Annotated in this window: 29 protein-coding genes; 16 read left to right on the top strand and 13 right to left on the bottom strand. The window is 38.8% G+C overall.

All coding sequences use genetic code 11. The features are described from left to right. Positions 1-71: 71 nt before the first annotated feature. The gene (locus tag AC1M9N_RS11455; protein ID WP_481614233.1) at positions 72-1,379 is read right to left on the bottom strand and encodes an SRPBCC family protein; all 1,308 of its coding nucleotides are present in this window, start codon (positions 1,377-1,379) and stop codon (positions 72-74) included. 171 nt (positions 1,380-1,550) lie between these two features. On the opposite strand from AC1M9N_RS11455, the gene AC1M9N_RS11450 reads away from it, so the two are divergent. Continuing rightward, positions 1,551-2,054: a YcxB family protein gene (locus AC1M9N_RS11450; protein WP_481596497.1), complete on the top strand. Its 504-nt coding sequence runs from the start codon at positions 1,551-1,553 to the stop codon at positions 2,052-2,054. Positions 2,055-2,099: 45 nt separating this feature from the next. Further along, positions 2,100-2,738 carry a fumarylacetoacetate hydrolase family protein gene (locus AC1M9N_RS11445; RefSeq protein WP_481596496.1) on the top strand — a complete coding sequence of 213 codons (639 nt, stop codon included), beginning with the start codon at positions 2,100-2,102 and terminating at the stop codon, positions 2,736-2,738. 51 nt (positions 2,739-2,789) lie between these two features. Here AC1M9N_RS11445 and AC1M9N_RS11440 read toward each other — a convergent pair whose 3' ends face one another. Further along, complete coding sequence (locus AC1M9N_RS11440; protein WP_481596495.1) at positions 2,790-3,593, bottom strand: AraC family transcriptional regulator; 804 nt, start codon at positions 3,591-3,593, stop codon at positions 2,790-2,792. 102 nt (positions 3,594-3,695) lie between these two features. On the opposite strand from AC1M9N_RS11440, the gene AC1M9N_RS11435 reads away from it, so the two are divergent. Then, positions 3,696-4,637 (top strand): DMT family transporter, encoded by a 942-nt coding sequence (locus AC1M9N_RS11435; RefSeq protein ID WP_481954797.1) that lies wholly within the window; start codon positions 3,696-3,698, stop codon positions 4,635-4,637. Next, positions 4,634-5,521, top strand: coding sequence for an aromatic amino acid DMT transporter YddG (gene yddG / locus AC1M9N_RS11430; RefSeq protein WP_481614235.1), 888 nt, complete (start codon positions 4,634-4,636; stop codon positions 5,519-5,521). The genes AC1M9N_RS11435 and yddG overlap by 4 nt, the downstream gene beginning before the upstream one ends. Positions 5,522-5,558: 37 nt before the next feature. On the opposite strand, the gene AC1M9N_RS11425 is transcribed toward yddG, so the two are convergent. After that, on the bottom strand, positions 5,559-6,803 hold the full coding sequence (locus tag AC1M9N_RS11425; protein WP_481614236.1) for a YihY family inner membrane protein: 1,245 nt from the start codon (positions 6,801-6,803) through the stop codon (positions 5,559-5,561). Between the two features lie 114 nt (positions 6,804-6,917). Here AC1M9N_RS11425 and wrbA point away from each other — a divergent pair, with 114 nt between their 5' ends. Next, on the top strand, positions 6,918-7,514 hold the full coding sequence (wrbA, locus tag AC1M9N_RS11420) for an NAD(P)H:quinone oxidoreductase (RefSeq protein WP_035265209.1): 597 nt from the start codon (positions 6,918-6,920) through the stop codon (positions 7,512-7,514). A 51-nt stretch (positions 7,515-7,565) separates the two neighbouring features. Here the strand turns inward: wrbA and AC1M9N_RS11415 are convergent, their stop codons facing one another. Further along, on the bottom strand, positions 7,566-7,940 hold the full coding sequence (locus AC1M9N_RS11415; protein WP_035265212.1) for a hypothetical protein: 375 nt from the start codon (positions 7,938-7,940) through the stop codon (positions 7,566-7,568). A 271-nt stretch (positions 7,941-8,211) separates the two neighbouring features. On the opposite strand from AC1M9N_RS11415, the gene AC1M9N_RS11410 reads away from it, so the two are divergent. The 3 genes from AC1M9N_RS11410 to AC1M9N_RS11400 all read left to right on the top strand — a co-directional run bounded on the left by AC1M9N_RS11410 (position 8,212) and on the right by AC1M9N_RS11400 (position 11,208). Then, positions 8,212-9,192 (top strand): aliphatic sulfonate ABC transporter substrate-binding protein, encoded by a 981-nt coding sequence (locus AC1M9N_RS11410; RefSeq protein ID WP_481954796.1) that lies wholly within the window; start codon positions 8,212-8,214, stop codon positions 9,190-9,192. Positions 9,193-9,307: 115 nt separating this feature from the next. Beyond that, positions 9,308-10,357, top strand: a complete 1,050-nt coding sequence (locus AC1M9N_RS11405; RefSeq protein ID WP_481586802.1) for an isopenicillin N synthase family dioxygenase — start codon at positions 9,308-9,310, stop codon at positions 10,355-10,357. Then, complete coding sequence (locus tag AC1M9N_RS11400; protein WP_481954795.1) at positions 10,354-11,208, top strand: MetQ/NlpA family ABC transporter substrate-binding protein; 855 nt, start codon at positions 10,354-10,356, stop codon at positions 11,206-11,208. Before AC1M9N_RS11405 ends, AC1M9N_RS11400 begins: the two co-directional genes overlap by 4 nt. A 36-nt stretch (positions 11,209-11,244) precedes the next feature. Here the strand turns inward: AC1M9N_RS11400 and AC1M9N_RS11395 are convergent, their stop codons facing one another. The 7 genes from AC1M9N_RS11395 to miaB form a co-directional block, all read right to left on the bottom strand. Beyond that, the gene (locus tag AC1M9N_RS11395; RefSeq protein WP_035265221.1) at positions 11,245-11,820 is read right to left on the bottom strand and encodes a xanthine phosphoribosyltransferase; all 576 of its coding nucleotides are present in this window, start codon (positions 11,818-11,820) and stop codon (positions 11,245-11,247) included. A gap of 82 nt (positions 11,821-11,902) precedes the next feature. Further along, positions 11,903-12,616: a DUF3108 domain-containing protein gene (locus AC1M9N_RS11390; protein WP_481610327.1), complete on the bottom strand. Its 714-nt coding sequence runs from the start codon at positions 12,614-12,616 to the stop codon at positions 11,903-11,905. A 141-nt stretch (positions 12,617-12,757) separates the two neighbouring features. After that, the gene (locus tag AC1M9N_RS11385; RefSeq protein WP_179999309.1) at positions 12,758-13,438 is read right to left on the bottom strand and encodes a hypothetical protein; all 681 of its coding nucleotides are present in this window, start codon (positions 13,436-13,438) and stop codon (positions 12,758-12,760) included. A 258-nt stretch (positions 13,439-13,696) separates the two neighbouring features. Next, on the bottom strand, positions 13,697-13,990 hold the full coding sequence (locus AC1M9N_RS11380) for an antibiotic biosynthesis monooxygenase family protein (protein WP_180028263.1): 294 nt from the start codon (positions 13,988-13,990) through the stop codon (positions 13,697-13,699). 74 nt (positions 13,991-14,064) lie between these two features. Continuing rightward, on the bottom strand, positions 14,065-14,553 hold the full coding sequence (gene ybeY, locus AC1M9N_RS11375; RefSeq protein ID WP_481952415.1) for an rRNA maturation RNase YbeY: 489 nt from the start codon (positions 14,551-14,553) through the stop codon (positions 14,065-14,067). A 30-nt stretch (positions 14,554-14,583) separates the two neighbouring features. After that, entirely contained in the window at positions 14,584-15,669 is a 1,086-nt protein-coding gene (locus AC1M9N_RS11370) for a PhoH family protein (protein WP_481954794.1), read from the bottom strand. A 38-nt stretch (positions 15,670-15,707) separates the two neighbouring features. After that, positions 15,708-17,165, bottom strand: a complete 1,458-nt coding sequence (gene miaB, locus AC1M9N_RS11365) for a tRNA (N6-isopentenyl adenosine(37)-C2)-methylthiotransferase MiaB (RefSeq protein WP_481952416.1) — start codon at positions 17,163-17,165, stop codon at positions 15,708-15,710. 360 nt (positions 17,166-17,525) lie between these two features. On the opposite strand from miaB, the gene AC1M9N_RS11360 reads away from it, so the two are divergent. The 5 genes from AC1M9N_RS11360 to AC1M9N_RS11340 all read left to right on the top strand — a co-directional run bounded on the left by AC1M9N_RS11360 (position 17,526) and on the right by AC1M9N_RS11340 (position 22,047). Beyond that, positions 17,526-19,439 (top strand): lytic transglycosylase domain-containing protein, encoded by a 1,914-nt coding sequence (locus tag AC1M9N_RS11360; RefSeq protein WP_481596536.1) that lies wholly within the window; start codon positions 17,526-17,528, stop codon positions 19,437-19,439. A gap of 26 nt (positions 19,440-19,465) precedes the next feature. Beyond that, a complete protein-coding gene (locus AC1M9N_RS11355; protein ID WP_481596487.1) occupies positions 19,466-20,128 on the top strand; it encodes a ribonuclease T2 family protein in 663 nt (220 codons plus the stop codon). 173 nt (positions 20,129-20,301) lie between these two features. Next, positions 20,302-21,288 carry a malate dehydrogenase gene (locus AC1M9N_RS11350; protein ID WP_035269892.1) on the top strand — a complete coding sequence of 329 codons (987 nt, stop codon included), beginning with the start codon at positions 20,302-20,304 and terminating at the stop codon, positions 21,286-21,288. Positions 21,289-21,436: 148 nt separating this feature from the next. Further along, the gene (locus AC1M9N_RS11345) at positions 21,437-21,676 is read left to right on the top strand and encodes a DUF2789 family protein (protein WP_179999322.1); all 240 of its coding nucleotides are present in this window, start codon (positions 21,437-21,439) and stop codon (positions 21,674-21,676) included. 119 nt (positions 21,677-21,795) lie between these two features. After that, positions 21,796-22,047: a DUF2789 family protein gene (locus AC1M9N_RS11340; RefSeq protein ID WP_035269894.1), complete on the top strand. Its 252-nt coding sequence runs from the start codon at positions 21,796-21,798 to the stop codon at positions 22,045-22,047. Between the two features lie 25 nt (positions 22,048-22,072). On the opposite strand, the gene AC1M9N_RS11335 is transcribed toward AC1M9N_RS11340, so the two are convergent. Together AC1M9N_RS11335 and AC1M9N_RS11330 are read right to left on the bottom strand one after the other, a co-directional pair. After that, a complete protein-coding gene (locus AC1M9N_RS11335; protein WP_035269895.1) occupies positions 22,073-22,600 on the bottom strand; it encodes a hypothetical protein in 528 nt (175 codons plus the stop codon). A 58-nt stretch (positions 22,601-22,658) separates the two neighbouring features. After that, positions 22,659-23,261 (bottom strand): 2OG-Fe(II) oxygenase, encoded by a 603-nt coding sequence (locus AC1M9N_RS11330; RefSeq protein WP_092768036.1) that lies wholly within the window; start codon positions 23,259-23,261, stop codon positions 22,659-22,661. A gap of 117 nt (positions 23,262-23,378) precedes the next feature. Between AC1M9N_RS11330 and AC1M9N_RS11325 the strand changes: the two genes are divergently transcribed. Genes AC1M9N_RS11325 through AC1M9N_RS11315 form a run of 3 tightly spaced genes read left to right on the top strand, consistent with a single transcriptional unit; the run spans position 23,379 to position 26,186 of the window. Then, positions 23,379-24,236 carry a 23S rRNA (adenine(2030)-N(6))-methyltransferase RlmJ gene (locus AC1M9N_RS11325; RefSeq protein WP_035269897.1) on the top strand — a complete coding sequence of 286 codons (858 nt, stop codon included), beginning with the start codon at positions 23,379-23,381 and terminating at the stop codon, positions 24,234-24,236. A gap of 39 nt (positions 24,237-24,275) precedes the next feature. Beyond that, entirely contained in the window at positions 24,276-25,100 is an 825-nt protein-coding gene (gene pssA / locus AC1M9N_RS11320; protein WP_481586809.1) for a CDP-diacylglycerol--serine O-phosphatidyltransferase, read from the top strand. An 18-nt stretch (positions 25,101-25,118) separates the two neighbouring features. Beyond that, a complete protein-coding gene (locus AC1M9N_RS11315; protein ID WP_481954793.1) occupies positions 25,119-26,186 on the top strand; it encodes a DUF6670 family protein in 1,068 nt (355 codons plus the stop codon). Positions 26,187-26,265: the final 79 nt, after the last annotated feature.

Genomic DNA, 26,265 nt, shown 5'->3' with positions numbered 1-26,265 from the left:
GATCATCTCTAAGATGTAAAAAAAGAGAAGAAACCGCTTAATTGCGGTTTTTTTGTGTCTATTTTTTTATCTTATTTCTTCTGCTCTTCGTTTTTGACTTTCAATGCAAAGACGACATTCGCCCCAACTGTAGGGAGCACATCATGATAAGGCAAGCTCCGTGCTGCACGAATCAGGAACGGTGCTTTTTCATCTATTTTTCCAGCATTCGTCATTTTCAATAAAGTACCTTGTTGAAACTTATCAAATTGCATTTTTCCTTTAATGTATTTCAGATCACCCCCTTGAGCATAAAAACTATTCTGATTCGACTGAGGAAAGCTAAAATTTAGTTTAAATCGGAATGGAATTTGAATAACTCCTAACCCGAGTTCAACTTTAAAATCTGCCAATTGTGTTTGGTCTTTTAGGGTTTCGATATCAATAGATTTGAGTTGGCGGGGAAACAACTTTTTATAATGTACAGGCTGTGTCCATTTTTGTAATCGTTGCACTGGTTGGGAATAATACTGATACGTCGTCACAAAACGCATTGATTCTGCACCGTGTTGATAAGGCACGGTTGTCGGTGTATGGACAAAACTTACAGGGTGTTCGGTGATACGACTGATTTGTGCGATTTTGGCTATTTGATTTGTCGTTAATTGGTCGGATGGAAATTGTCCTGGTTTGAGCGCACTCGAAGAAGGCGCTGTTAATTTTTTTCGAATTGATTCAAGTAAAAATGCATGTGTACCACTTGGAATTCCCATTTTTGCTTCAGGCACTGCATTCAGAACTTTGCTAAATAGAAAACCTTTAGGTTGGTTCAAATCTCCCCATTGCGTTAGGGTCAGAAGAGTATGATTTTGATCCAATTTGAACCATTCAAATTTGCCTAGACCATAAGGAACAGGTGCATCCACAATCAAACTTGAAATACTATTGGCTTCAATATGATGCTGAAACACTATGGTCTCATTAAAGTTGAGCACTGGTATTGGTGTTGGAATGGAAATTTTATATTGAACCTGAGTGATATTTTTTTCTTGATTTAATATTTTAGCTGATTTCAATGTCGGGAATAATCCAACAAAATTTTCAAACTGTGAAAGCGTTTTGGCGACCTTTTCTTCATTAACAGGCAATACGATGGCAGATGATGTGAACTTCACATTTGGATTGGGTTGTTTTTTGCGTGTCGGAATAGATGTTTGGGTATTTGTGTGCGCATAGATGAGAATCTGATCTTTGGCGATGCTGGCGAGTTCGGTACTATTATTTTGAAATGGTTTTAACGCACTGGGTATATTTTCTTTCCATTCAATAATCGCGCTGTACGACAAGCTGGGTATAAAAATAAGGCTTAAGCACAATGCTCGATAGTTAAAGTATTTCATTTTCATCCTGAACTATGAATTTAGACTTTTTATTTTGTGTCATTGTAAATCGTGTGATGCTTTCATCAATAGTGCGATGATGTAATCAACACTATTCATTAAAACGACAATTCGATTTCAGGTAAAGTGGTGTAATATCTTTGCTTAAGAAAATCGATCGTTGAATCCCCTATGTCTGATACTCAACCAGTTTTATCTGTCCGTTACTTCTTAAATTTACAAGAGTCTCAGGATGGTTTTGCATTAGCTACTTTTGGCAAAAAACAATTTACGCGTTTTTTAACGCCACTTGTCAGTATTGCGATCGTGATTTGGGGGCTTTATCTTGGATTAGAGGGAGTAGGGCGCTATTACGTGGCTTTAGGCACGTTCTTTATCTTTTTACAAATCGTTATGCGTTACTGGTTTTTACCTATGATGTTCAAGCGTCAGTTTGAAAAATATCAATTTGGTAAGACTGAACAAGGTATCGATTTGTTTCAAAACTCTGCCGAGCTTTTTTCAAGTGGTCGTCCTAAACAAGCATTTGCCTACATTGAAGTACAAAAATTTGTAGTGGGTAAATTGACCTATATGCTTGAACTCAAAAATCATACAGTTGTCATTATTCCAAAACGTGCATTTGAGTCTGATGTAGACAGAACACTGTTTGAAAATACATTCCAAAAACGTTAAGTTTTGATGAGTTCATTACTCAAACTATAAATAAGAGAGATTTTCATGAGTGCAGTTCCATCAAAAATTGTATGTGTCGGTCGCAGTTATGCTGCGCATGCTCAAGAATTAGGTAATGCGATTCCTGATCAACCTGTCTTATTTATCAAGCCGCCGAGTAGCTTGGTGTCCTTAGCAGAAGGGATTGATTGGAATCGTGCATTGGGACAGTGTCATCATGAATGTGAACTTTCATTGCGAATAGATCGACCGCTCAAAAACGTTAAGGATCCTCAAGAGGCATTAGCAGCAGTAGGTGCAGTCACCCTTGGTTTGGATTTGACTTTAAGAGATCAACAAGATCAGCTTAAAAAGAAAGGACAACCTTGGGAACGTGCGAAAGCATTTGATGGATCTTGTATTTTGGCAGATTGGATTTCGCTTGATCAGGTTCCAGCATTAGATCAAGTCCAGTTTAAACTCGAAATTAATGATCAACTTAGGCAACATGGTGATACGGGGTTACTGATTTTTAAATTAGGAGTGCTTTTGGCAGAAATCAGTCAAAACTTTAGCTTAATGTCTGGTGATGTTGTCATGACGGGTACGCCTGCAGGTGTGGGACCATTAGAATCGGGTGATCAGCTCAAAATGACTTTGACTGGCTTAAAACAAGATTTTGTGTGGACTACGCAAGTGCATTAATGATGCATCAAGCTCAATTAAAAAGGATGATGGTTCATCCTTTTTTTATGGCTAGAGATTGTCTGAATTGATGTTTTTACGAAACTGTTGGGGCGTGATGTGCATCCAGCGTTTAAACATATTGATAAAGGCTGAGGCGTTGGCATAGCCCAAATCTAGAGCAATATGTTCAACGGTTTTATTTTCAGACAATAAGCTTAATGCTCGTGTAATTTTAAAGCGTTGACGCCATTCATTGAGCGACATCGAAATTTCAGCTTCACATAGGCGCGATAAAGTGCGCTCACTCATATTCACCATTTGAGCATAATCTCTCAGTGGACGCTGATCACTGAGATGCTCATGCATGTAGGTAAATATCGTTTGTAATGCAGGATGATCAGAATGGGGTAAGTAGCTTTTGAGCAGGGGTGAGCTTTTTAATTGATCCAGCAAAACCATTAAGAGTCGTTGATATTCGGGTTGATCATATTTGAAATAAGTTTTTCTGAGTTCATTGAGTAGCGCCGTCACTAAGGGGGGGCTTAGTAAAATACCTGATTGTTTGGGCAGTGCATCACACAGGCTTTCATGCACGTATAAGGTGGCATGAGAAACAGCTGTGAGATTAATACTGCTGTGATGCAGATGCGGCGGTAGCCAAATTCCGTAGGGCGGAGGTGTTAAATATTGATTTTGATCAATATGAACTTCCATTACACCATCAAATGCATAGATAAATTCGCCCCATGCATGACCGTGTTTAGGATATTCCGAATGGGCTGGATCATTACGGAATGTTAGCCAAAGATTCTCTTGGATATGATCATAATTATCTAACTGAACGAATGATTCATGTGGATGGCGTTTTGGCATATTAAATTGCCTGAATAAATGTATTTGTTGTCTGTTTTGAATTATATATTCTAATTCAGTCAGCAGTATAGTGACGACTTGTTTGTGTGAAGAGTGCCACTCATGGGTGAGCGAAGAGGTCTTGACCTTCAGGCGTCAAGCTTAATGATCGTATTGTGTTTAGTCTGGGGTTTACAGCAAATTGTCTTGAAACTTGCAGCTACTGATATTAGTCCTCTGATGCAAATCGCATTGCGCTGTGGTTTGGCAACCTTGCTTGTCGTTCCATTATTGTATCGACAACGAGTGCAACAACTGTTCCATTACCGTTATGTTGTTCCTGGAATTTGGTTAGCCTTTTTATTTTCTGCAGAATTTTATTTGGTTGCTGAGGCACTCAGGTACACCAGTGCTGCGCACACTGTTGTTCTGCTCTATACCGCGCCTATTTTTGTGGCTTTAGGCTTACATTGGAAAGTCAAAGCTGAAAAATTGAATAATCTGCAGTGGTTTGGTATTTGTTTCGCATTTCTTGGCATCGCTTATACTTTTTTAGTGCGTGATCAAGCTCAGAGCCAACTCAGCCTTATTTTATGGGGAGATTTTCTTGCTCTAATGGCGGGGATGATGTGGGCATTGACTACGATTTCTTTAAAATTTTCAACGCTTTCAGAGGCACCGCCTACTCAAACATTATTTTATCAATTGCTTGGGGGCTTTATTTTTTTATTACCCTTAGCTTTTTGGACTGGACAAGCAGATGTGCGCTGGTCACAACTGACGTTTCTGAGCTTAACATTTCATGCGGTTGTCATGTCTTTTTTAAGTTTACTGTTATGGTTTTGGTTGTTACGAACTTATTTAGCAAATGGCTTAGGTGTGTTTTCGTTTTTGACCCCCATGTTCGGCATGTTGTTTGGTGTCTGGCTATTAGATGAGGAGATCGAAACGAGTTTCTTGGTCGGTTCTTGTATGGTTCTTGCAGGGATTATGATTGTATCTTTGCACCGCTATTTGAGAATTTATCTTGATCGAATCAGCGCAAGAATTGGAGCATTCCATTGAATCAGTACACATGGCTGGGATTAAGCTCGATTTTGATTTGGGCCTCGTTGGTTGCGGTGGTGAAACTTGTAACTGAATCATTAAGCCCGATACAGGCGGTGGCACTGATCTATAGTTTTAGTGCATTGTTCATGTTATGGAAAAATGGTTTTCCCAAGCTTTCACTCATGCCTAAAAAATACTTATGGGGCTGTGGTGCTCTTTTTGTTGGCTACGAGATCCTGTTTTTAATTTCGATTGCACTTTCAACGCATCGAGAACAGGTATTAATCATAGCAATGATTAATTATCTTTGGCCTCCTTTGCTGATTGTATTTTCGATTCTTGCACGGCAATTGAGCGCGAATATTTGGGTGATTACTGGCTTTGCATGTGCCATTCTTGGGTTAATGATGGTTGTTAATCCAGATATTCTCGAGCCGAAAAGCATATTGGTGGCCGTGCTTGAAAATCCATTGGCGTACTCATTTGCTTTCATCGGCGCCGTACTATGGCCTTTGTACAGTATATTTACCAAGAAATATGCAGAAGGTCATAATGCTGTTCCATTTCTTTTTCTAATGACTGCAGTTGGGTTGTGGGCTGTACATTTTGTGATGCGAGAACCGTTTGTTGAGCTGAATTTGATGACATGGCTGATGGTTGTAGTCATTGGCAGCTTAATTGGCTTGGCTTACAGCAATTGGAACCAAAGCATGCAATATGGACATCTCAAAATTTTAATTTTGGCAACGTATTTTATGCCCATTTTTTCAAGTCTGATGTCGATGCTGATTCTAGATGTGCAACCTCTAATGAGCTTTTGGATCGGTTGTGTCTTAGTGACCTTAGGCGCACTTATTTGTTGGCAATCTACACGTCCATATAATCCGTCTACGAAATAAGAAAAGACCTATAGAGGTCTTTTCTTATTGCAAGAGTTTATTTTTCTTCAAGTATGGTCGATAGCGGTACGGAGAGCTTTGCAGCAAGATAATCATCAGCTTCAATCAGTGCAGGACCAATACGGTTCATCCATACATCATCTTCATGAATTTTTCCGATATCATTTTTATCAGGCAGCGTATAAGGCAATGATTTATAAAATGACCAAAAATCAAGATGATCTAAATTTCTAACCAAAACATATTCATTATTATCTGTACGTTTAATAATATTCTGCTGTTCTAATAGATTAACATATTTAGGCCAGCGGCCAATTTCACCGCGTCCTAAAATATCAAGTGCCTCCAGATCGGTTACGGTTTTACCTTGTTTTTGTTTTTTATAGAATAACTCAAGCATATCTAGAAGCATGAGAATTGGATGGCGCGTTTCGGTCTTACCTGTATGAAATGCTGTGAGGGCATAACTTATCTCAACACCAAGCAGTACGATGTTCCAAGAGAGATAAATCCACAACAGGAAAATTGGAACTGCTGCAAAAGCACCGTAAACCAACTGATAACTGGTAAAGTTAGTCATCACGAAGCCGAATAAATTTTTCAGTAACTCGAAGGTAACAGCACTAAAAATCGCAGCAATCATGGCTGCTTTTATTGGAACAGAGCGGTTTGGAATCGTCCAATACAAGGCAAAAAAACCTAATGCGGTGAGTGCAAATGAGATGACCCATAAAATAAAAGTGCCATTCAATTCATAACCTGCAAAATTATTGCTTAGGATGTTCATAGACGCTAAAGTCGATGAAATCACAAAAGCCGAACCCAGCAGGATTGGTCCCAGTGAAATGATGGTCCAATAGCGCATAAAACCAATAATGCCATTACGCGTTTCTGTCACACGCCAAATACGATTGAATGCTGTCTCAATGCTAGTGAGCATCATTACTGTGGTAAAGAATAAAAACAGCACACCAATAATGGTTAAGTTGCTCGAATTGTCAGTAAATGCATTCAATGCTTTATCAAACGCGATACTGGTTTTAGGCAGAAAATTACTGTAGATCAATTGTTGTAATTGTTGCCGAGCAGGTTCTAATGCTTTAATCGATGAAATGATAACCAAGAATACGGTCAACATCGGCACGACAGCGAAAAGTGTGGTGTAAGTTAAAGAGCCTGCTTGCTCACGACAATTGTTAGCTTCAAAGCGTCGTAGTACAAACAAAATAAACTGAAACCATGTTTTATTGTAGAAAGGTAACTTTTTTAAGATTTCCGCCATAAATAATGAGTCTCGAGTATTTTTTAGTTAAAATTCTGTACGTTCGTTGCACAGCTTAACCAAATTTTAAAAAAAATACCGTATAGTTTTCTTTTTTCATTGGATGATCTTTTTATGCAAGCATATGTTCTAGTTTTGTATTACAGCAAATATGGTTCAACCAAGGAAATGGCACATTTAATTGCTCAAGGAATTGAATCTACTGGAATGCTTGCGAAAATTAGAACAGTTCCACAGTTGGCAACAGTGGTGACCGAAGCAGCACCAAGTATTCCAGAGGAGGGCGATATTTATGCGACTTTGGATGATCTTCAACATTGTTCGGGACTTGCATTAGGATCACCAACTCGATTTGGCAATATGGCATCAGAAATGAAATATTTTTGGGATCAAACAACGAGTTTATGGCTCAATGGTGCATTGCATAATAAACCTGCTTGTGTGTTTGGTTCATCGGGCTCTATGCACGGCGGGCAGGAAAGTACATTACTGACTATGTTGCCACCTTTGTTTCATCATGGAATGTTGATTTTGGGTTTAACCAATGCCAACCCAGCTTTATCGAATACAAAATCAGGTGGGACACCCTATGGTGCTACACATGTCAGTGGACCTAGACACGATCAATCTCTAAGCCAAGATGAAAAATCACTGTGTATCGAGCAAGGGAAACGATTAGGTGAAGTGGCGTTGCAAATGTTAAAGAAATAATTTTAAAGATTATTTTATCAGGCATAAAAAAAGTGAGCTTCTCGCTCACTTTTATTTTGAAATATGTTTCTGTTCAAATCGGTGTTTGCACTTTTTGCATTGGTAATCGAGGAAAACATTCTTATCGACAATTTCTCCCGCTTTTTTTCCAAAACGATGACCTAAAAAGCCACCAGTCACACCCACACTGATTGCACCAACAAAAGTGCCAATTGTGCCACCCATGATTACACCTAAAGGGCCCGCAACAGCACCAATAGAAGCACCAATAGAAGCACCTGATGCAGCACCACCCACAGTACCCGCAGTTGTACCCGCTGCGGAAAGAAGAACACCACCTGTTTTTTGCAGTAATTGTTCATGGTTGCGTTTTTCAATATCAGTTGAACCGCATTTTGGGCAGTGTATTTCTAAGTTTTCAGTCATTTAGGATTGCTCTAATCTATACATCCATTTATTTAAAAGATTCTAGCATTGCGATTAAAGTTGCAACATGGCCGAATGTAGAAAAACTGTAATGCCAGATAAAATAAAAAATTGATTTGAAAATAGATTAATTTAATTTTTAAGGATAAAACCATATTTTATGAGCAGGATGGCTTAGATCTTGAACTGAATAACTAAGCGCAAATAGTGATTTAATTTTTTTCGAAGTTTGGCTTATTTTTTTATTCCAATCAAATAAATTACCAAGACAATGAAAAAATTATTTGTACTAAGCACCATTGTGACATTGAGTTTTAGCCTCATTGCATGCTCAAAAGAAAAGCCTACTGAGCTTAAGGGGCAAGATGAATCAAATGAAAAATTAACAACCTTGAATATTGGCTATCAAAAAGCGGCGCTTAAATTCATCGTTGCAAAACAAAATAAAACTTTTGAGCAGGCATTCCCTGGTGTGAAAATTCAATGGAAAGAATTCCCGGCAGGTCCTCAAACACTAGAAGCATTAAATGTCGGTGCTATTGATGTGGGGTATACAGGGGATACACCTGTAATTTTCGCACTTTCTGCAGGTAAACCAATTCAATATTTAGCTTATGAAAATGGATCTAAAAACTCACATAGCTTGCTCTTACCCAAAGACAGTACGATTCAAAGCTTAAAGGATCTAAAAGGTAAGCGCATTGGTGTTACACAAGGTTCAAGTGCGCATTACTTTCTCTCACAAATATTAGATCAAGCTCAATTGAGCTGGTCTGATATTCAACCCGTCTGGTTAACGCCTGCAGATGCCCGAGCTGCTATTGATAAAAAATCACTCGATGCTTGGGCGATTTGGGATCCTTATGCAAGTGCTGCTTCGCTTAAAGGTGATACACGTGTTCTTATTGATTCAAAAGCTTTGCCATTAGTGTATAGCTTCTATTTGTCTTCTCCAAAATTTTTAAAACAACATGCGGTTGAAGCCCAAAGATTTGTGCAAACATTAAATCAAGTAGATGATTGGATCAATCAACACCCAGATCAAGCCGCAAAAATTTTGGCGCAAAGTACAAGCTTGGACGAAAATATTACCAAACTGGTTTTAGAAAAAAGAAATATTCCTGCTTATGCCAAACTGGTCGATACAGATACAGTCACGGCGCAACAAAAAATTGCAGATTTGTTTTATCGACTCAAACTCATTCCGAATGCGGTGTCTTTAAAAGATCATGTGTGGACTGGGCAAGAGTAAGTGATTGAACGCGAATCATATTTTTATAGACGCATAAGTATCCAATTTAAATGATTTCAAAAGCATTCATCTTTCAGTCATTAATACAATGAAGTATTAGAAAGATGAGTGCATCATGAATCAACCATTACAACAAAGCTTAACAGCACTTCCTATTCTAAATTTAAGTCAATTTGATCAATCATCAACGCAAGCAGATTTTCTGCAACGACTTGCACATATCGCCAAGGATATTGGTTTTTTTTATTTGACAGGTCATGGCATTTCAGCTGAAAAAATTTTGGAGATTCAGCGTATTACTCGACAGTTTTTTTCGCTGCCACAAGAACAAAAAGATGAAATCGCTATGATTCATTCCCCGCATTTTCGAGGGTATAGTCGAGTAAATGCCGAAGTTACACGTCTGCAACCTGATTTTAGAGAACAAATAGACATTGGTTTTGAGCTGGCTGCATTAGAACCTGAAACTGGACCGACATGGAGACGTTTACAGGGACCAAATCAGTGGCCTTCGAATTGGCCTGAGTTTCAACGCGTAGTCACCGCATGGCAACGAGATCTCAGACAAGTTGCAATTAAATTATTAAAAGCCTTGTTGCTTTCATTGGGGCAGCAGGACACAGCACTTGATCAATTGATTACAGGCAGTCCACATGAACTACTCAAGCTGATTCATTATCCCCCAATTGATCAAATGAATCATCAGGGTGTAGGCCCTCATAAAGACTCCAATATTTTAACTTTACTTTTACAAGACCAGATCGGAGGACTTCAGGTCTTAAGTCAAGGCAAATGGATTGAAGTACCATTTGTTGAACACGCATTTGTCGTCAATATCGGTGAGGTTTTAGAGCTTGCCACAAATGGATATTTGATTGCGAATCAACATCGAGTCATATCTCCAACCAATGCAGAACGGTACTCGGTTGCTTATTTTCTTTCTCCAAATTTATTTGCTGGTGAAATTCCGCTTTTAAATCTTGCAAATGATTTAAAAGCACTTGCACAAGGACCAGAGACAGATCCACTGAATCCTTTACTGAGAAATGTGGGAGAAAACTGTATCAAAGGTCGACTTAGATCTCATTTAGACGTTACTGAAAAATATTATCCAGCGCAATTTAAACAACTCAAACAATCAACAACAATATCGAGTAAATCATGAAGTCAAAATACGCCCAATTTTTATTTATTATTTTTGCAATTCTCATTATCAGTGCATGTAGTGCTCAACCTGAACCTCAAAAAACAAAGCAAACACAACAAACAATCGTGATTGGATCACATGGATCGGATGTTGATATTTGGAGACATATCGCGGATTCTGATCAGGCGAAAGCAGCAAATGTTGACATTGAGGTGAAAGAAATTAATGACGGTGTGGCTTTGAATCAAGCTTTGCTCGATGGTGAAATTGATGTAAATGCATTTCAATCTTGGGCGTATTTCAAAGAATTTAATGACTTGAATCATCATAAGCTTGCTGTCTTGGCGACCACTTATTTAGAGCCTATGGGTTTATATTCTCAAAACTACAAGTCACTAACTGCTTTGCCTGATCGGGCCTTAATTGCAATTCCAAATGATGTGGCGAATACAGCACGTGCATTAAGACTATTAGAACGTGCTCAGTTGATTCAACTTAAGCCAGATTTTAATACGATTTCTGGAACTCTTGAAAGTATCCAGTCAAATCCGAAATCACTTCAATTTAAATTGGTCAAAGGTGCACAACTACCACGTGTATTGTCTGAGGTGGATTTAGCCGCAATTGGAAATACTATTGCTCTAGAAAGTGGACTAAATGTAATAACAAATGCGATATTTAAAGAAGAGGTTACTGATAAAGCTTTAGAAAATGTCAATATACTTGCAGTGCGTAAAGATCGATTGAATGATCCACAATTTCAAAAACTTTCAAATCTTTACCATCAGCCTTACGTTGAAGATTATATTCAAAAGCATTTTGGTGGTACAAAATTGGGTATTCAACTTGATCCTGCCACATTAAAATAAAAAAGCGCCGTTAGGCGCTTTTTTTAATGTTCAACATTATTCTTGAACAAAAGTCACTGTCCCATTTGCAAGTGATTCAACACGAGCAAGTGATTCAACTCGGTAACCTTTTTCAAGTAAAAGATCACGGCCAGGTTGGAACGACTTTTCAATCACGATACCAATCCCGACAACCTCAGCTTCAGCTTGGTGAATCAAATCAGCTAAACCTAAAGCTGCTTGTCCATTCGCAAGAAAGTCATCGATCACAAGAACCTTATCTGTTGCTGCAATGTGCTTCTTAGAAATAGCAATTGTGCTTTCTACTTGCTTTGTAAATGAGAATACTTTTGAACGATATAAATCATCTTTTAAAGTTAAAGATTGATACTTACGTGCAAAAATTACCGGTACACCAAGTTCCAAGCCAGCCATCACAGCAGGTGCGATACCTGAAGCTTCAATTGTGATGATTTTGGTGATGCCTGCATCTTTGAATAGACGAGCAAATTCTTGACCAATTTGTTGCATCATCACTGGGTCGATTTGGTGGTTTAGAAAAGAATCAACTTTTAAAACCTGATCAGATAGAACGATACCTTCGTTTAAGATTTTCTGTTCTAGTGCGTACACGGGAGAATCCTCTAGGGCAGGTGCCTTTTTAAGCAAAGACGTATTTTAAAAAGCATCTGCAAAAAAGCAAGTAAAAAATGCCTTAATTTTGTGGACCGTTATACCCTGTCAGTAAGAGCCCGTATGAAGATTTCTTATCTTGGTGTGTGACTTTCACTGGTAGATAGTCCAATTTCGGAGACAGCCAAAAAATCGTTTCACGACCTGGTTTATCATGTTTCATCACCACCTTGATGGTATCTAACGTGCCGTACTTGGTTTCCACTTTTTCAGTGCCTTGTTTGACGAATCGACGTGATTCAACTTCTTTAGCATCTGCAATCCAATATTGCGATTTTAAACCGTTATTTTTGAGGTCTTCACGAATTTGCAATTCTGCATTTAACTCATCCAGTACACCAGATTTCCAAGCAAATGAACGTTGCTCTTTATCTTTGGTGGTGTTAATGGTTTTGGCACTTGGATTAAATTTAATGCTCATCGTATTGTTATGAACTAAAATTTTACTGGTGCGACTGAAATTGGATGATTGAATCTGATTATTATTGAATGTGAAGTTACTGGTTTCAGTTGCTGAAGCAATACCACCTGCTTTAGCTGCAAAAACGTAATTCCAGGTGTTACCTGATTTTTTCAAGGTTCGTGTTGCTGACCCCAAGTTTTTACCATTGTATGCAAACTGATAAGAGGCTTGGAAGGGCGTCATGGCAAGCGCTTGACTTGAATAGCCTGTGAAAAGCACGGCTGTACCTACACTTGCAATCACACTCAAAGTTTTAAACGATTTAAATGCCATAAATATTTTCCTTTACCTTCGTATCGAAGGATCACTTGAAGTTATATTATCTCTGATAAATAAGGAGAAATAATCAATAATCACAGTGAAAATGTATTTTTCTGTAGCTTAAGCTTTATGACGACATCAAAACGCTGCGCTCTAGTCGTCCTTTTGTTTAATTGGTGTAATGTGATCACTTTCCACTTCATCAGATTTAGATTTGAATCGATCAGTATTCATTTTGCTAAATAAAGCCATCAAATTTACATTACCAATCACGACCAATTCTGTTTCACGCAGTTCTGCATGGTTGACGTGTACTTTGCCCAATGTTTCGATGATCGAGCGATTTTTTCCGAGCCACTGATTTAAATCGAGATGTAAGAGATCATCTTTGACTTTAATGACATTAAAACGCTCTAAAATCATGCCAAGTGGATCTTTACGAAGAATTTTTTGATAGAAAAATAGGGCAGAGCGGAATGCAATTTTCATCCAAAAGGTTTGAAATTTTGCTTCAATTACTTCGGTTTCACTAATTTGTTCAAATACAATCAGTTGTACATCTTTATTCAATTCCATTTGAATCAGCTTTAAATCTACAGAGAGAATGGTATAAAGCCCTTTCACATTCAAAGTGGCATAGAGTCGAAGCCAATCGTCGTGTAAATCAGCATGTAAGTCTTCAAGGATGCTGACATTGTCGGTCACAAAGCGCTTGAAAGTCGCATTTAAAAAAACTTGAGAGACAGGAAATTCACGTTCTTCTTCAATAAACCCTTCAGCCTTTTGATAGACTTTACGAAATTTGTTCGCGATATTTGAAATAATCGTTGGCATAAGTGAAGTTCCATTACCTCTAAATATTGTGAGATGTCAGCTAGTGTATATCTTGTAGGTGATTACTGCCGAAGGATAACAGCTTATCCAATTGCGATGTAATGTTTACAAAGACGTTTATTATGGTTTTGATGGTCAGGCGTTATTTAAGTTTAATCTATTGGTTTCGCATGACTTTATCTTATTTTATCTGAAGAACTTGCTCAATATTTAACTCATTTGTCTAAAATATGTCATCAATATAAAGATCAACTCGATTTACTCAGATTGATAAGCGCGCTGAATCTGACAGACCTCAATCGAATACGTGTCATACCATGATAGGCGACCTTTTTGTTGGGCATAAAGATGTTGGGTGTCTTGATGCCAAGCTTGAATATCTTCTAACCGACTCCAATAAGAAAGACTGACTTCATTATCCTTCTCTTGATAGCTTTCAAACTTTGTACAATGATAATCATGCATCGCTTTATGCCGCATTTGGCTAGCCAATATTACATATTCATCATCAATATTTTTTATTTTAGCTTTGAAGATGACAACGAAGTTCATTTTTGAATACTCATTTATTATTTTAATTTGCTTCCCGAATAACGGGAAGCATAGACCGAAGTCATTGAGGAATGTTATTCGTTATCCAAAAGCAGGTAAGGATTTTCAAAACCTAGTTTTTGTAAAATCTCAATCTCAATTACTTCCATTTCCTCAGCATCTTGTTCAGAAGTTTCATGATCATAGCCCATCAGATGTAAAGTACCGTGAACCAACATATGAGTGAAATGTGTTAATGGTGCTTTAGATTGTTCTTCTGCTTCACGAAGCACAACGGGAATACAAATCACCAGATCTCCGATAGGGAAACTGTCTAGAATTTCAGCCATTTCATCTGGTAAGTCGCTTGGAAAAGATAAAACATTGGTTGGCTTATCTTTACCACGATATTCAAGGTTAAGTTTGTGACTTTCTTCGACATCTACGCAAGCTATACCAATTTCACAATCGCTTTGTGTATCAATATGACGAAGGGTGGTTTCAATAATTTTTTTAACATACGCACGTTTGAGCACCAAGTTTGATGCTTCAAACGATTGTTGTAATGAGAGACTGAGTTTCAAAATCTTGCCTTGAGCGTGATTAGATTTAAATTACTCTGCATCTTGATGCTGAGCATCAGCAGCAGAATCATTTTCTGATATGAGTGCTTCTTGACGTGCTTTACGTTCCGCACGTGCTTCAGCAGTTAAACGATGTTGTTCACTGTCCCAACCCTCATATGCTTCTACAATTTTTTGTACAAGCTGATGTCTTACAACATCACGTGAGTGAAAACGCGTGATATGGATTTCTTTAATCTTTTCAAGCACGCGTAATGAATGTGCCAAACCAGACAGCTGTCCACGTGGTAAATCCACTTGAGTAATGTCACCTGTAATGACTGCACGCGAACCAAAACCAAGACGAGTTAAGAACATTTTCATCTGTTCTGGCGTTGTATTTTGGGCTTCATCTAAAATGACAAAGGAGTGATTGAGTGTACGACCACGCATATATGCAAGTGGCGCTACTTCAATAATTTGACGCTCAATTAATTTTGCCACTTTTTCAAAGCCAAGCATTTCATACAGGGCATCATAGAGTGGGCGTAAATAAGGATCAATTTTTTGTGATAAGTCACCTGGCAAGAAGCCAAGTTTTTCACCAGCTTCCACAGCAGGGCGAACTAAAAGAATACGTTGAATTTCATTGCGTTCAAGCATATCAACGGCAGCAGCTACAGCCAAATAGGTCTTACCTGTACCCGCTGGACCAATCCCGAAAGAAATATCACTTTGAAGAATGCGTTGTACATAGCGTTTTTGGTTGGCCCCCCGCGGATTAATGCGGCCCTTACGGGTTTGGAGCCAGACTTCGTCAAGTTCTGTGTGTTCTTGATTAGGATCCAATTGTAATTCATGATCAGTCTGGCTGCCTTGAATCATTAAATGAATCAAATCAGAGCTGATTTGTTGAGAAACTTCAGCTTCGGCGTATAAGCGCTGAAGTAAGCTTTCAACTCTCTCGACTTCATCAATTCCACCGTCAATAAAAAAACTATCGCCACGCTGACTGATTTTTACATCTAAACGTTGTTCAATTTGTTTCATATGACCGTTGTACGCGCCAAGCATGGTTTGTAAACGGTCCATTGAAACACCGGGAAAAGCCACTGTACGTCGAATCGCTGCAGTCAAGAGATTTCCTTTAGAGTCTGTTAATCTATACCTCTACATTACGCCACGTCAGGTTCAAGATTCAAGAGTTCACCGTAAACTAAATTTAAGGTTTTAATCTCTGTAATCTCAATCTCTGCAAAGCGTCCGAGCCAAGAAGCATCACCAATAAATGTTACTAAACGTGTATTGTCTGCGGTTCCTACCAATAAGTTTGGATCGTGCTTTGAAACGCTCTCAATGAGCACACGTTGGACAGTACTAAGCATAGCATCAGTTTTTTGGATACTTGATTGCTTGATCCATTGTTGAACTTTAGCCAAGCGCTCTTTTTTAACATCTTCAGGTGTTAAATCTTCCAACTCTGATGCTGGTGTACCAGGACGTTTCGAGTAGATGAAACTATAAGAATGATCAAAATCTAAGTCTTGAATAAATTGATATGTCTCTTCAAAGTTAGCATCAGTTTCACCAGGGAAGCCAATAATAAAGTCTGAAGACAAATGCATATCAGGACGTACTTGGCGTAATTTAGCAATCTTATCGATATAAACGTCAATCGTGTGGTTACGCTTCATTGCCTTCAATACATCATTTGAACCGCTTTGAACTGGTAAATGAAGGTGAGAAACCATCTGTGGTAGGTCACGATAGCATTGGATAAGGTCATCATTGAATTCTAATGGATGAGATGTTGTATAACGAATACGACCAATGCCTGGAATTTCCGCCACTAGACGAAGAAGATCAGCAAATGTACAGATTTCACCTTCGAATGTTTCTCCGCGGTAACCATTTACGTTTTGACCGAGTAAAGAAACCTCACGTACACCTTTTTCAGCAAGACCAGCAATTTCAGCAAGTACATCATCTAGGGGACGAGAGACTTCCTCACCACGAGTGTATGGCACCACGCAGAATGAACAGTATTTTGAACAGCCTTCCATAATCGATACGAACGCCTTATAACCTTCAACGCGAGGTTCAGGTAAGAAGTCGAACTTTTCGATATCTGGAAATGAGATGTCTACCAGTTTGATTTTCTCTTTTTTCGGCTTTTCAATTTGATCCGTATGTTGATCAAGCATTTGTGGCAAACGGTGAAGTGTTTGTGGACCAAATACCATGTCGACATAAGGTGCACGTTTTTGGATATTGTCACCTTCTTGAGATGCAACACATCCACCTACACCAATCACCAAATCAGGATTTTTTTCTTTCAGCTTGCGCCAGCGACCTAATTCTGAAAATACTTTTTCTTGCGCTTTTTCACGAATTGAACAGGTATTCATTAAAAGAATATCTGCATCAGCAGGGTCTGTCGTTAATACATAACCGTGTGAATCACCTAGCAAGTCGGCCATACGATGACTGTCATACTCATTCATCTGACACCCTTGCGTTTCGATATACAGTTTTTTGACTGCACCATCGATGGCTGGGGTGTGCTGTGGCTGGGTAACAGTGTTTTCTGAGGCAGCTGGGGCACTATTCGGAATGAAGGTTTGAACCGTCATGAAGGCTCCTATCCTATAAAAAGGGATAAATATGTTCCGGTGAAGTATGGGGGAATCCCACACTCGATAAAAGCGAGCTATTTTACAGTATTTGTACTACGGGTTGAACAAATATATAAATCAGATCAAGTTTATGGATTTACAGTAAAAATACTTTAAAATAATAGTGGTTAATCAGCGCTTTACATAACAGAACAGTACTTGATCATTAGAGTATTTAAAATACATTTTAAAATTGCCAAGCGCTGCAAAAGAGTTGATCATGCAAAAAAGCATGTCCAAATGTAGCGACGAGTTAAAGTTGAGAAGAGAAGCGTGTTAAAAAAAGCAGTGAAGCAAAAACAGTTAAAACAATATTTAATGGGGCTGATAACACTAGGTTGTTTGCCCGCTGCTCATGCGGCTGAAGAGCAATTTAATGAGGCGATTAAATTTGCGAACTCGGGTAATACAGCTCAGCTCGAATATTATCGTTCTGCAATGCAAAATGATGCGCTTGGATATTATCCAGAATATTGGATGTTGAATAATAATTTAGGCTTCCAACCCGCAACGAATATTATCAGCTTTGCACAGCGCTATCCTCAATCTGCAATGGCTGAAAAATTAGCTGCTGATTATGTCGAAGAAAAGGTAAAACAAGCAGATTTCAAGACAGCTCAACTTGTTTTACCTTATGTCACCAATCCTGATCAAGCTGAAAGCTGTGCGGTTGCGCAAGTAAGAGCAAAAAATGGCGATACATTGGTATACGCTGAATACAAAGATGTCTGGTTTACAACAGAATCGCAGCCAGAATCGTGTAATGGTTTAGGTCGCTTAATGCTAAGTAGTCCCTTACTCACCACCACAGATCGTCAACAGCGCCTGTATGCGCAACTTAGAGCGGGACAGTCTGGTCAAGCGATCGCAACAGCACAAACTCTGGGTTTAAACTTGTCATTAGCACAATTAAATCAAATTCAGGCAGATCCTTTGAATTATTTATGGTCTGCGACCAAAGGAACAACAGTAGATTATGCTTATTTGGTGTTTGCTTTAGGTCGTGCTGCAGATGCTGACTTGAACACGGCGCTTCAAAATCTTCCTCGTGTCGTGCAAGGTGTTCCTGCAGATGTTCAAAAGTATATGTACCGCACGGTGGCGTATATTGGAGGCACGACAGTGATGAAAAATAATTTTAATCCTGAAGTGCTGAAGAACTTTGATTACAGTTATGGCGTGCCTTTTACACCAGAAGAGGCTGAAATTTACGCGCGTCAAGCGATTCGTTTTGGTGAGTGGGAAAGTGTGTTGCGCGCCATAGATAGTATGAGCGTTACGCAAAAACAAGAAGATCGCTGGCAATATTGGATGGCGAGAGCGTATGAAAATCGCAAAGATCAAGCTTCCAAGCAAGCTGCAAAAAGTATTTATCAACGATTAGCTGCCGCTGGCGATGATTATCACAATCTGTTGGCAAAAGATCATTTAGGTATTCGTTATAATGAAGCACATGATCGAGCACAACCAAGCGCACAGGATATTCAACGTTTAGATCAAGATATTCACTTTAGACGTGCTTTTGCATTACGCAATATCAATGCTTCAGCAACTTACACAAACCGTGAATGGAATTGGGCTGTCCGCCAAGCTTATCTTAAGCAAGATGATGGTCTATTACTGGCTGCGGCAAAACGTGCCACAGAAATGGGGTGGTATGACCGTGCTATTTATGCGGCGGAAAGAACACTTAAACGTCATAACTATGCATATCGTTATGCGACACCACATCAAAATCTAGTGGTGACGCATAGTAAAAATGCAGGGATTGATCCTTCGTGGGCTTATGGTTTAATGCGTCAAGAAAGTCGCTTTGTAACCACGGCCCGTTCACATGTAGGTGCTGGTGGATTGATGCAAATTATGCCTGCAACAGCAAAAGATGTGGCACGAAAAATGGGTGAAACGTATAATCCTGCTGCATTATCAGATCCGAATACCAATATTCGTTATGGGACATATTACCTGTCAATGATTCAAGGTATGCTGAGTAACAGTCCAGTTCTAGCTACGGCTGGCTATAATGCAGGGCTGACTAGAGCACGCCGTTGGCAACCAGAGTTTAAAAGTATTGCGGCGGATCAATACACAGAGTCAATACCACTTCATGAAACACGTGACTATGTGAAGAAAGTTATGACCAATGCTGCTCATTATGGTGTTTTGCTTGGTCAGGGGCCGCAAGCGATCGAAAGTCGTATGCCGCCTATTCCAGTAAGAAATACGCAATAGCATTTCAACTACTTTTGTGAGCTTGGATGAATCACGCAAAACTGCTGTTTAGTCGTCAACACACTTACCTCCTCTGTAGTTTGAGCGTAGGGGCTTTGTTGTGTTCAGCAGATGTGATGGCATCCGGGAAAGGTTTACAAGGATATGTGCTTCAAGTACAGATGACACCTGCCATTTGTGCATTAGATCGAACAAAAGCGAAACACCGTAAATGCCTAGAAGGATATTCACTGACGATAAAGGGTCTTATCCCAGAAACCAGTCGTCATGATTGCCAAACGAGTTCATCTGCCACCTTGGCACCGCTACAGAAGAGGGTTGTTGCTAGGGTGATGCCTGATGAGCAGGCTAGAATTAGGTTATGGGCCAACTATGGTGGTTGCGTTCCAATGAATGCCAGTCAGTATTTTCGTACCATTATTAATCATGCAGACCAATTAAAAGTTCCTGATTCCTTAACAGGAGTGGATCGTAAAACAGTCTCTATGGCGACATTACGATCACAATTCATCAAACTCAACCCAAAATTACCCAGCCAAGGTATTGAATTTCAATGCCAAAGCTTAAATGGTCGCCCAGTGTTAACGGGGGTTGAAATCTGTTATCGCACGAATGGTCAATTCAAGTCATGTGCGTCTGATATTGTCTCGACCTGCCCAAATAGATTTGACATAGAGGGCGCCTACTAATTTATTTCCGCGAAGTTAATTTATATTTCCTATCAGACTTTTGTTGAAATTCATTCTCTTTTCAATGCATCTGTCAAAGTATTGGAGTACAATCTTCGCCGTTTATGATTATTAAGATTAGATAGAACAGCTATTTAATCGCATTGACTATCCTCTCAACTGGAGATAATTACATGAAGCAACCTGTTCGCGTTGCCGTTACTGGCGCTGCTGGTCAAATTGGTTACAGCCTTTTATTCCGTATCGCTAGCGGTGAAATGTTGGGTAAAGACCAACCAGTTATTCTTCAATTATTAGAAATTCCTGTTGAGAAAGCTCAACAAGCGCTTAAAGGCGTGATGATGGAACTTGACGACTGTGCTTTCCCATTATTGGCTGGCATGATCGGTACTGATGATCCTAAAGTTGCATTCAAAGATGCTGACTACGCGCTTCTTGTTGGTTCACGTCCACGTGGTCCTGGTATGGAACGTGCTGACCTTCTTAAAGTCAACGGTGAAATCTTCATCGGTCAAGGTCAAGCGCTTAACGAAGTTGCTAGCCGTGACGTTAAAGTTCTTGTTGTAGGTAACCCTGCTAACACGAATGCTTATATCGCAATGAAATCTGCTCCAGATCTTCCAGCGAAAAACTTCACAGCAATGTTACGTCTTGACCACAACCGTGCGTTAACTCAACTTGCTCAAAAAGCTGGTGTTGCAGTTTCTGACATCAAAAACATGACAGTTTGGGGTAACCACTCTCCAACAATGTATGCTGACTACCGTTTTGCTAACGTAAACGGCGAAAGCTTAAAAGACAAAATCAACGATGCTGCATGGAATAAAGACGTATTCCTTCCAACTGTTGGTAAGCGTGGTGCTGCGATCATCGAAGCGCGTGGTCTTTCTTCTGCTGCTTCTGCTGCAAACGCTGCAATCGACCATATGCGCGATTGGGCTCTTGGCACAAACGGCGAATGGGTAACTATGGGTATTCCTTCTGATGGTTCTTACGGTATCCCTGAAGGCGTAATGTTCGGTTTCCCTGTAACTTGTGAAAATGGCGAGTACAAAATCGTTCAAGGTCTTGAAATTGACGAATTCAGCCGTGAGCGTATCAACTTCACGCTTAATGAGTTAGAAGAAGAACGTGCAGCGATTGCTGACATGGTTAAATAATTTAGTTCTCAACTAAATTAAAAAAGCACTCCATTCGGAGTGCTTTTTTAATGCACAAAACTTAACAATGCTTAAGAAATCCTTCTACATAGAACTTTGTATTGACATGTTATCTTGAACAAAATCATGAAAATTCAAGGAGCAATCCATGTTGGATATGGAAGTAAATCAAGAATTACTTTTTGAGCAATTGGGCTTAGATAGCTCACCTGAAGGGATTGATCAATTTATACAGACACATCGGCTTGATCCCAATACGCCGATGCATGAAGCTGATTTTTGGAACCCATCGCAACGCGATTTTATTATTAGTCATTGGAAAAAAGATAATGAATGGGCCATTGTCATTGACCAATTGAGTGAGCAGCTCACAAACGATACAAAGTGATGAAAATATAATCACAAATTGAAACAATAAACCCAGACCAAAAGCTGGGTTTTTTCATGGATTTCTTATAAGTTATTTAAATAATAATTTTATTAAAATCTGATAAGGGGAGTCTCTTGATGGAACATAAACCTTCCTTAGCGTTATTGTTTTCTCAATTGGGGTTGGCAAATAGTCCAGCGGCAATTGAACTCTATATCCGTACACATCAGCTTTCCGCTCAACAAAATTTACATGATGCACCATTTTGGAATAAAGGTCAGCGCGACTTCTTAATTAGTCATTTAGTACAAGATGATGATTGGGCAATATGGATAGATGAACTTAATCAACAGTTACATATGGATGCATATAAATTAAAAATGGCCTAAAAAAGCCCCTTTCATGGGGCTTTTTTTAATGCATCTTAGGTTTGGTTAACTGGATAAACCACTCTTGGTCATGAAATTGTTTGAAAGCAGGGTGAGTTCTTATCACCTCTAAATCATGATCAATAGTTTTAAAATATTTATTTAGCCAATGGCGTGTAAGTGCTGACTCTTTACGAGAAGCGCAAGCATAAGCCAGATTAAAATAAACATCACTATGATTGGTCGATGTTAATGATTTTAAAATTTGCTGAGTGATGATCGCAAATTTTTCATCTTGAGTAATCTCAAAATACATCATGTAGGCTCTAGCTAACATCAGGGTAAGATTAATATACAAACGCATTGGCATTTCTTCGAAATCTACTCGACCTTGTTCAAGAAGAACAATCGCTTCTTGAAGAAAATGAATTTGTTCCTGACGAAGCTTACTCATACTGACCAGCTCTAAACGCAATTCGGCACGTTCAAAGGCAAGCTCAGGCGTATTTTTTTGTAAGTAAAGTTGGTCTGTTTCACCAATGCGTTGAATAATTAGCTTGGTATTTGATTGCATGGATGAGTCCTCATCAGGTTTAAAACCTATATGGAGGCAACTTCGAAAAAATAAAGCGCTAAATTAAAGTTCGTGCGGTCCTTAACCAAGCTGTAATCGAAAGACGTTGGTGGTGTGCAACAAGAACTTCATGTAATAAATCGCTTTGAAATAGAGCGATGCGATTAGGTTTGGGTTCAATAATATGCCACTGATTATTCTTATCTTGTAGCTTTAGTTGACCACCCCAATGCTGATGCCATTCCTCATGCAGATAAAAAACTGTCGACATCACACGACCATTTTTGCCTTGAGGGTTGTCTCGATGTAAAGCATAGAAATCACCAGGATTATAACAAGCGAAGTGGGCTTCGACTTCTTGAATGCCTAAATAAAATGCACGATTTAATTCCTGAGAGAGTAAATCTAAGGTTTTTATGTGTTGATGGGAAATTGATAGTTTTGGATCTAACCACAAAATGTGATCGCTGCGGATTGTGCTGACAATGCCATTTTGAATTGCTGCATTTCGAAAATCATCAAGATGGATTTGGCATTCATTTACAACGTTTTTTAAATAGCTTGGTGGGTATGCATGATCGATGATACTGAAGCCATGTTGATCTAAATCATCAAGGATTTGATCAACATTCCAATCCCCTGGGATGACAACTGCTTCCATATTTATCTCGCTATTTACTGTATAAAAAAAAGGTCAGCTATTTTAGAGTAATAATCGATTCTGAATGAAACACTTTTTCATGTTAAAATGATTGTTGATCTTAGGAATAATTGAAACATGAATTACCGTCACCATTTCCATGCTGGAAACTTTGCCGATGTCATGAAGCATGTATTGTTGCTTCAGATTTTGTCACGTCTTAATCAAAAAGATAAGCCGTATCGTTACATTGATACACATGGTGGTGCAGGTAAATACGATTTATCAACGTCTGCAGCACAGAAGTCGGGAGAGTTTTTAAATGGTATTCACCGTTTAGTTAAACTCGATGACTCAATTAAGCGTAATGCCCCTGAAGGTGTTAAGCAATATCTTAAAGTTGTAGAAGATATGCGTGCAGGTGCCGGAAAAGGCGCTTATCCGGGTTCGCCATGGTTCGCTTTGGAAGGAATGCGCGAAACAGATAAAGCAACAATTTTTGAGATGCAACGAGATGTATTTCAGCAACTTTACATGAATGTGCGTGATCGTCGGGCAGGTTTGCATGAGCGTGATGCTTATGAAGGTTTGCTCGGTGTGATTCCTCCTAAAGAAAAACGTGGATTGGTCATGATTGATCCACCATATGAGGTGGAGCGAAAGGATTTTCCGCAGTTGGTTGAACTCATCGCTACGGCATATAAGAAATGGCCTACAGGCATATTTGCAATTTGGTACCCAATTAAAGACCGCGCAATGATTGATCGTTTTGAGAAAAAAATGATTAAGACTGGTATTCGCCGTCAATTGGTTTGTGAAGTATGTGTATGGCCAGACGATACACCTGTAGGATTAAACGGTTGTGGTTTATTAGTGATTAATCCACCTTGGAAGTTTTCTGAAGATGCAGATGAAGCATTGCAATGGCTTTTTCCGCACTTAAGAATGAGTGAAAATGGTGGTCATGCTGCCGTTCGTTGGTTGGTCGGCGAATAAGAATATTGAGAGATAAGGCTACAGTTAGGACGAATGACAATGACAAATATAAATAAACCTGAAACTGAATCTTCTCCAAGAAATGTTCCGGGCTTTGATGGTATTACTTTCGAAGTTGAAGAAGAGGAACATACACAAGAAGGGCAAAAGGTTAAGCGTCGTGGGATTTATCTGTGGCCAAATCTGATTACTACTGCGGCATTGTTGTCAGGGTTTTACTCAATTATTGCAAGTATGAATGGCGAATTCACACAAGCTATTTATGCCATTTTTATCGCTGCTTTATTTGATGGTTTAGATGGTCGGGTCGCACGAGCAATTGGAGCGCAAAGCCCTTTTGGTGAGCAGTTTGATTCATTATCAGATATGTTGGCATTTGGTGTTGCGCCTGCAATTTTGATGTATAGCTGGAGCCTCCATGATCTAGGTCGAATCGGTTTGGCTGCATGTTTTGTCTATACTGCTTGTGCTGCATTCCGATTGGCACGTTTCAATGTGCAAATAGGTGTGGTTGATAAACGCTATTTTATTGGTGTAGCTAGTCCTCTAGCCGCAGTAATGATCATTTCTTTGGTTTGGGTGGGACGTGATTTCCCTGAAATTTTTGTCCTATCTGATCCAATGATTCAGACCATAAATGCAGTCATTATTATTGCAGTTGGCTTGCTGATGATTTCGAATATTAAATACTATTCGTTTAAAACCGTAGATCGTAAACGTGTGCCGTTTGCAGTCTTGCCTATTGTTGTGTTTATCTTTGCTGCGATTACGTACAATATTCCTGTCGGTATTTTAGTGCTTTCGATTATTTATGCACTTTCAGGTTTCGTCACTACATTTTTGGCTCGAGAAAAAACAAGATAAATAAAAAAGGAGTTTGATATGCAGTTGTTGATGAGTTTAGCGGACGATTCAAAACAGCTTAATCAGGCTCCTTTTCCTCTTCGGTTGGATTATCACGGTCCACGAGGAATCTATAAAATTATCCATCAAGGATTGATGATTCCAGGATTACCATCTCCACTTCATTATTTTAATTTTTTAACCATTATCGGACAGCCGAATGTTCCAATGCTGCGTAATGATTATGCAATTAAAACAAAAGCCTTGGATACTGTTTCACTCATTACGAGCATTAGTCCACATATGGTTGGACATTTTCATGGTTATTCAATCATCAATGATTGCGAGATTAAAGAGAATAAATTTGTATTTGGACAAAGAGAACAACTAGAAGGCTCAATCCCAAACTTCAAATTAATAAGAAAGGACAATGAACTTTCCGTTGATCTGAATATTCAAACTCAACCAATTATTTCGCACTTTACTAAACTAAAATTAGGTTTATTTGATCACTGGTCATTAATGTGTCAATGCAAAGGAACAGTAACCTATAAAGAACAAACATATAAAATTGACCAGTTAGGGGCATTTGAATTTGCCAGAGCGATCAATATTCCTTATCTACCACTTCACTTTTTTACCTATCAGATTATTAATTTGATTGATCAAAGGCAGTTACTTCTTGCTCATATACGTAATAGTTTAAATCAAATTGTGCAATCAAGGATGTATTTAAGAGATTTAAAAGCTCAGACATCTGAAATGTTTGATGATGTTTATTTCAAAGTCCATCGTGTATACCCAAAAGTAAAAACCCCTAATGGACATGAGATGTATTTAGCGCGCGTATTTGAATGGTCATTTGAAAATAAAAAAAGAAAAATAATCGTGAAAGGTGAAAGTCGTGGAGATTTTAAATTTGGTCTTGCCGCAGGTTATGTAGGTAGTTTTAGTTATCAGGTGCAGATTGATGGAATTCAAGAAGTGGGACAATCTGGGTATTGTGAATATATAGATTGCCGTAGTTTAAAGTGGCAAGAAATTAATAAAGATGAAAAATTAATGGATAATTTTGCAAGTATTGTGCCATGCACGCTTAAAAAATAGCTCCAAAAGCATAAAAATCACGTAAATTGAACAATAAATATCCAGTTAATCATATTTTTTTTAAATATTTAAAAAACAT

It is taken from the genome of Acinetobacter sp. ANC_7655 (assembly GCF_056784015.1).
The sequence above is the reverse complement of the archived record's forward strand: the minus strand, read 5'-3'. Positions and strand labels throughout refer to the sequence as shown.